Raw genomic sequence first — 6159 nt, 5'->3', positions numbered from 1 at the left:
CCGTCTGCTGACCGTCGCCGCGACGGCCGTGCTCGCCGCGCTCTCCCTGACCGCGTGCAGCGACGGAACGGGTGTGGCCGTCGCGGCGACGGTCAGCAGACGGGTACGGGAGTTACGGATGCTGGACATGAGACAGCGGCCCCTTCGTATTTCGTGTTCGGGTTCGTGTTCGGGTTCGGGTTGGACGCGGTGCTTGATGACCAGAGCTTGCGGGGCGATCCGTCCCAGCCGCCAGGCGCGGCGGCGCATCAGGGACGCTGGAACGCTGAAATGAGCCCTGACCAGCGGAACCGTCACGCCCCTGGAACGCGTGAATGGGACGACGGGGAACGGTGGGGCGGGCGTCGGAGGAGACAGGGGCCGTGGAAACGGACAGATTCGCGGAACGGCTGCGGGAGCTGAAGGACCGCTCGGGGCTGAGCTACGGGGCGCTGGCCAAGCGGCTCCACATGAGCACGTCGACGCTGCACCGCTACTGCAACGGCACCGCCGTGCCGAACGAGTACGCGCCCGTGGAGCGCATCGCGCGAGCGTGCCGGGCGACGCCGCAGGAGCTGATGGAGCTGCACCGGAGCTGGATCCTCGCGGACGCGGCACGCAGGGACCGGGCGGACCGGCCAGACCGGGCGGACGGGGCAGGCAGGACTGACCGGGCAGGCAGGACGGACAGGGCCACGGCAGCGCAGGTGCCGGGTCCGGAAGCGGGTCCGGAAGCGCCTCCGGACGCGCGTCCGGAAGCGGAGGCAGGCCCGCAGGACGGCCCGCAAGCAGGTCCGGCACCGACGCCCGACGCCGATGCCCCCGCAGCCCCGCCCTCCGCACCGGACTCGGCCGCCACCACCGCCGTGACCGCCACCAACGCCGTGACCGCCGTCACCGCTACTGCCGCCGCCACCACTGCCGCCGCACCCGGACCCCCCGCGCCCGACGCTCCGGCCGTCGTCACCGCGCCGCACGAGCCCGCGCCGCACGAGCCCGCGCCGCACGAGCCCGCGCCGCACGAGCCCGCGCCGCCACGCCGCCGCCGTACCGCGCTGCTCGCCGCTGTCACGGTGGCCGCCGTAGTGGGAGCCGTGGTGCTGGCCGTCAACGTGCCCTTCGGCGGTGGCACCCGCGGAGACGGCGCGGACGAGCGGCGGAGCGCCGCCGGGAGCACCGCCGGGAGCACCGCCGGGAACGCCCGTACCGCGCCGTCCGCGCAGCCGTCGGCGAAGGACTCCGCCTCTCCGTCCCCGAGCGGCGGCAGCGGCACACCGTCGGCCTCCGCCCCGGCCTCCGCCTCCGACCCCGGCAAAGCCCGCCCCAGCGGCCCGACGGGCGGCGGCGAGCAGGACAAGGCCGATCCAGCCGGTGGCGCCGTCGCCGTACCGCTCCATGTCGCCGTCCGCCCCTACGTCTACGAGGACCCGTGCAGCCAGCACTTCCTCGTCGACAGCGAACCCGAGCACGTCGGCCCGCCCGCGGGCGAGCCGGACGCCCCGCACTGGGCCTCCGTCTACGGAGCGGTCTCCTCGGGGGAGCAGATGGTCGCCCTGACCGTTCAGGGCGCCGGGCGGGAAACGGTCGTCCTGGAGGCGCTGCACGTACGTGTCATCACCAAACACGCCCCGCTGGCCTGGAACGACTACGAGATGGGGAACGGCTGCGGCGGCGGTGTCGGGACCAAGTCGTTCGGCATCGATCTCGACAGCGGCAGTCCCGTGGTCACCGCCAAGAACGGCCAACGCGACTTCCCGTACAAGATCAGCGAGTCCGACCCGGAGGTCTTCTACATCACCGCGCGCGTCAACGCGCACGACGTGCGCTGGAGCCTCAGCCTGAAGTGGTCCAGCGGCGGTCGCCGGGGCACGGTGCACCTCGACAACAAGGGCACCCCGTTCCGTACGAGCGCCCGCATCGGCCGGCCCGGCTACGTCTACCCGCTGGGCGGCAGCGAGTGGATCAGCCCGGAGTACTGACAGCCCCAGCCCAGCCCCAACCCCAACCACTCCTTGCCGGAAAGGACTTCAGCAGCCAGAGCCGAGCGGGCCCCCGGGCCGCTCAGTCGGATCCCGCCCGTCCCGCCCTCGTGGACCTCTTGCGCCAGACGACGATCTCGGTGCTCGGCAGACGTTCGGAGAAGAGGCCGGAGGCGGGCGAGGCCGCGCGCAGCAGACGGTCGAGGTCCGCTTCGAACTCGTCCCGCCGGTCACCGAAGAGGTGCGGGGCCGAGGAGGACATCGAGAAGACCCACGCGCGGATGTCGCCCCGGCCGCGCTCCAGCGCCTGTCCCCCGGGGACGACATGGTGCTCGGGACCGGCGAAGCCCGCCCGGCCGAGTACGGCGTGCTCGCCGCCGGGCGTTCCGTACGGCAGTACGCCGCGACCGGCCCGGCGGACCGGCCCGAGGTACCGCCTGATCAGCTCGTCCACGGCGGCGTGGGGAACGGGCGGGTGCGGGAGACCGGCGGCGGTGCGCGTCTCCGTCTTCAGGTCCGCGACGTGCAGCAGGGCACCGCCAGGTCGGAGCATGTCCCTGACCGTCGCCGCCACCAGCTCGCGGTCCATCCAGTGGAAGGACTGGCCGAAGGCGGCGACGGTGAACGTCCCCAGACCCAGCGGCAGTTCCTCGGCGCGCGCCCGTACCCAGCGGGTCTTGGCCTCCATCCCCGCCGCGCCCGCGCCCGCGCCCTCACCCGCACCCGCGCCCGCCCGGCGTGCGGCCTCGGCGAGCATCCCGCTGTCCGGGTCGACCCCGACCACCTCGATGAACAGGGGCGCGAGGTCGAGCGCGAGCGTGCCGGGCCCGCACCCCACGTCGAGGAGTCGGCCCCGGCCGTCGAGCGCCAGCACCTCGGCGAGCAGCTCGGCGACGCCGGGCGCGTACGGGAGCCGCCCGCGCACATAGTGGGGAGCCGCCCCCAGGAACAGCGTGTCGTCCCACTCCCACCCCTCGGGCACGCCCATGCACCGCCTTTCGTCACGAGCCGCCGCCGGGCACGGCGGCACTCCTGGACACCTGGGCGCCTGGACACCTGGACGACGCCTGGACTCCTGGACGACGTCTGACCGCCTGGACCCTGAAGTGCCTCGAAGCTTCGATGCCCGAATGCCCGGATGCCCGGATGCCCGGATACAGGAGTCCGATCATGCCGCAGCGCGACCGGCCGCCGTCCCCGCCGGGCGGTAGGTCAGGACCTGCACGCCAGTAGTGCCCCCGACCGCCGAGACCAGTTCCATGGGGCGCAGGATGCCGTCCTCGGGAAAGAGCTTCTTGCCGCCGCCCAGGACGACGGGCATCAGCATGAGGCGCAGCTCGTCGACCAGGCCCTCGTGGAGGAGGGTCCGTACGAGGGTGGGGCTGCCCATGATCAGGAGGTCGCCGCCGTCGGCCGCGCGGAGTTCGCGGATGCGGGCGACAGCCTCCCGGCCGGGGATGAGGGTGGTGTTGTGCCAGGTCGGGGCGGGGTCGTCGGTGAGGGTGGCGGAGACGACGTACTTCTCGACGGCGTTCATCCGGTCGGCGAACGGGTCTCCGGCCCGCTCCGGCCAGGCCGCCGCCATGGTCTGCCAGGTGCGGCGGCCGAACAGCAGGGACCCGGCACGGGCCAGCGTCTCCGAGACGGCGCCGCCCACGACCTCGGGGTCGAAGAACGGGTGCGACCAGCCGCCGTGGACGAAGCCGCCCTCGGTGTCCTCGTCCGGTCCTCCCGGTGCCTGCACGACGCCGTCCAGGCTGATGAACTCACTGACCACGATGCCCACGGGACTCGCCCCTCTTCGTCATGTCGGGTGTACGCCGTTTCACACGTACGCCGTTTCACACGTACGGCATTTCGGGTGTACGGCATTTCGGGTGTACGGCAATACAGACCGGCCCGCCACCCGAAAGTCACCGGTCAGGTGCCACAGCGAGGCCCCCTGCTGTGCGGTGAGGTCCTTGGGCAGAGCGCGGCGCGCTCGACGCGGCCGGTGCGCTCCAGGATCCGGCGCCGCACGGCGAGGAGGCCGCCGTCGGCGGAGGGGACGGGGCGCGACGACCGGGCGGGGACGCGGGAGCGCAGGCGCGGGCCGGGTGGGCGCTCGGAAGGATTGACGGCCGCTTCGTTCGAAATGGTGCTCGGGCAGTGACTCCCGTCCCCGGCGCGCGTTGGACATGTCGTGTCGAAGACCGCGTCCGCCGCCTCCAGTTCCCGCAACGTCAGCCCTCCCCCGGCCGGGGTGCCCCGGCAACGGCCGTTTCTCTTGACGCCCCGGCAAGGTGAAGCGGCGCGCTCGCTGTTGAGCTACGTGGTCTCGCTGGCCCTGCCCTGCCCCGACGCTCAGCTCCTCGCCGTGGTGGTGGCGATCCGGGGCGCCCGTGGCGGCGTCGGCAACGTCACCGGCGCTGACCTGGCCGCTCTGCGTCTGGACGACCCGCGTGGGGCCGTCGACGCCCTTCGCGGTCTGGGCTGGGGGGTGGCCGACGCGCTCCTCGACGGAGATCCCGTCACCCCCGTGCCCATCACCGTCCCTGATCTGGCCCGGGAGGTGGACCACCCGCTGTCCTTCGGGGAGAGCAAGCGCTCGCGGGTGTCCGGGTGGGCCAGCCGGACCCTGTCGGCCAAGCAGGTCAAGAAGCTCCCGCCCGCCGCGCGGCTGGCCGGTCTGTTCGTCGCCGCGCACGGCACATCGGAGCATCTCGCACCGCTCCCGCCCGGCCTTCCCGAGTCCTGCCGGGCGGCCCTGCCCGATCTCCTGCGCAAGGGCTTCCTCGCTGAGCTGTCGGAGGACCACGGCCGCCTCGACCCCGCCGTATGCCACCTGTCGGGCCTGCGGCCCCCCGCGGAAGAGGAGCGGTCGGCGGATGCCCCGGACGGTGCGGGCGGGGGCGTATCCACCGCTCGGCAGTTCCGGTTCAGCGCCGACACCTGGGCACGGTGGAAGGACTCCGCCACCCCGGCGCTGCGGCGACACGTCGAGGCCGTCGAGTACTGCGCCGTGTGCGCTCTGCGTCCGGAGCGGGTCGCGGAGGCGTTCATGGTGCCCAGTGACCCTCGGACCTTCACCGAGAAGACCGAGGCCGCCTACGCCAAGTGGAAGGACGCGCACCCGGACCGCGGCCCGCTGGCAGCCGAGTTCACCGTGGCCTTTCGCGCCGAGCACGGACACGGTCCCTCGTACGGCCAGCTGTCCTCGGGCCTGGGCTGGAAGCTGAAGCGCGGCCTGCGCGGGCTTGTCGTGGAGCGTCTCGTGCACCACGAGTGGCTGATGGGAACGGGCACCGTGCCGTGGACGCTGCGCCCGGGTCAGGCCGCTCAGGCCCAGGGCATCACGCTGCCCAGGGCACGAAGCTCGGTGGCCGCCCCCCAGGCGGGGGCACGAAGCTCGGTGACCGCCCCCCAGGCGCGGCCGTAGCGCCGTGCGGCGCTCGTCCTCCGAGCCGGTCGGCTCGTGCTCCGCTCACCAGAGGCCGAGTCCGGTGCGCAGCTGCCCGAAAGCCAGCTCGGCCTGTTCCACCGCCCCGGGGTACACCACCTCGGCGGGCTCCCCTTCCCTGATCCGCCGCCAGTTCTCCTCCGCGAGGACGCGCTGTACGGCGATGATCTGTACGGCGCCGAGCGCCCCCTCGATGCCGCCGCCGAGCGCCGCGGCGAGCGCCTCCTCCGAACGGCGCTGGTACCCGTGCAGCCGGGCCACCAGGCTCGGTGTCCCGTACAGCAGCCGGTGGAACGCGAACACTGACTCGTCGTCGCTGAGCCCGGTGACCGGGTCGCGCCGGCCGAGCCCGTCCAGGAAGTGGTCGCGCAGCGCGTCGAGCGGGCGCACCCCGTCGGGACGCCCGGCGACCACGCGGGCGGCCTCGTCCTCGTGGTCGGCGAACCGGTGCAGGGCCAGGTCCTCCTTGGCCGGGAAGTACCGGAAGAGGGTCGGCTTGGAGATCTCGGCCGCTGCCGCGACCTCCGCGACGGAGACCCCGTCGAAGCCCTTGGCCAGGAAGAGCGCGATGGCCGCGTCGGAGATCTCCTGGTACCGCCGCCGCTTCTTGCGCTCCCGCAGGCCGGGATCGTGGCCGGGGAGCACGGTGGGCCCGGTGCCGCCGTTGCCGGTGCCGCCGTTGCCGTTGCCGTCGTCGTCGCCGCTCATGACGACGAGCCTACGCAGCGCTTGACCTCAACCGAACTTCACGTTCGAAGCTTG

5 protein-coding genes are annotated in these 6159 nt (G+C 73.4%); 2 read left to right on the top strand and 3 right to left on the bottom strand.

The genetic code is table 11. The features are described from left to right. The first annotated feature begins 314 nt into the window (after positions 1-314). Positions 315-1958, top strand: coding sequence for a helix-turn-helix domain-containing protein (locus DVH02_RS16865; RefSeq protein ID WP_114624632.1), 1644 nt, complete (start codon positions 315-317; stop codon positions 1956-1958). 82 nt (positions 1959-2040) lie between these two features. Here the strand turns inward: DVH02_RS16865 and DVH02_RS16860 are convergent, their stop codons facing one another. Continuing rightward, positions 2041-2946 carry a class I SAM-dependent methyltransferase gene (locus DVH02_RS16860; RefSeq protein ID WP_114624631.1) on the bottom strand — a complete coding sequence of 302 codons (906 nt, stop codon included), beginning with the start codon at positions 2944-2946 and terminating at the stop codon, positions 2041-2043. A 180-nt stretch (positions 2947-3126) separates the two neighbouring features. Next, positions 3127-3744, bottom strand: a complete 618-nt coding sequence (locus DVH02_RS16855; RefSeq protein WP_114624630.1) for a dihydrofolate reductase family protein — start codon at positions 3742-3744, stop codon at positions 3127-3129. Positions 3745-4269: 525 nt separating this feature from the next. On the opposite strand from DVH02_RS16855, the gene DVH02_RS16845 reads away from it, so the two are divergent. Next, positions 4270-5376 carry a hypothetical protein gene (locus DVH02_RS16845; protein WP_233518273.1) on the top strand — a complete coding sequence of 369 codons (1107 nt, stop codon included), beginning with the start codon at positions 4270-4272 and terminating at the stop codon, positions 5374-5376. 45 nt (positions 5377-5421) lie between these two features. Here the strand turns inward: DVH02_RS16845 and DVH02_RS16840 are convergent, their stop codons facing one another. Then, on the bottom strand, positions 5422-6105 hold the full coding sequence (locus DVH02_RS16840) for a TetR/AcrR family transcriptional regulator (RefSeq protein ID WP_114624629.1): 684 nt from the start codon (positions 6103-6105) through the stop codon (positions 5422-5424). Positions 6106-6159: the final 54 nt, after the last annotated feature.

The organism is Streptomyces corynorhini, assembly GCF_003346515.1.
GTDB lineage: Bacteria > Actinomycetota > Actinomycetes > Streptomycetales > Streptomycetaceae > Streptomyces > Streptomyces corynorhini.
Note: the sequence above shows the minus strand (reverse complement) of the source record. Positions and strands in the feature narration are given on the sequence as shown.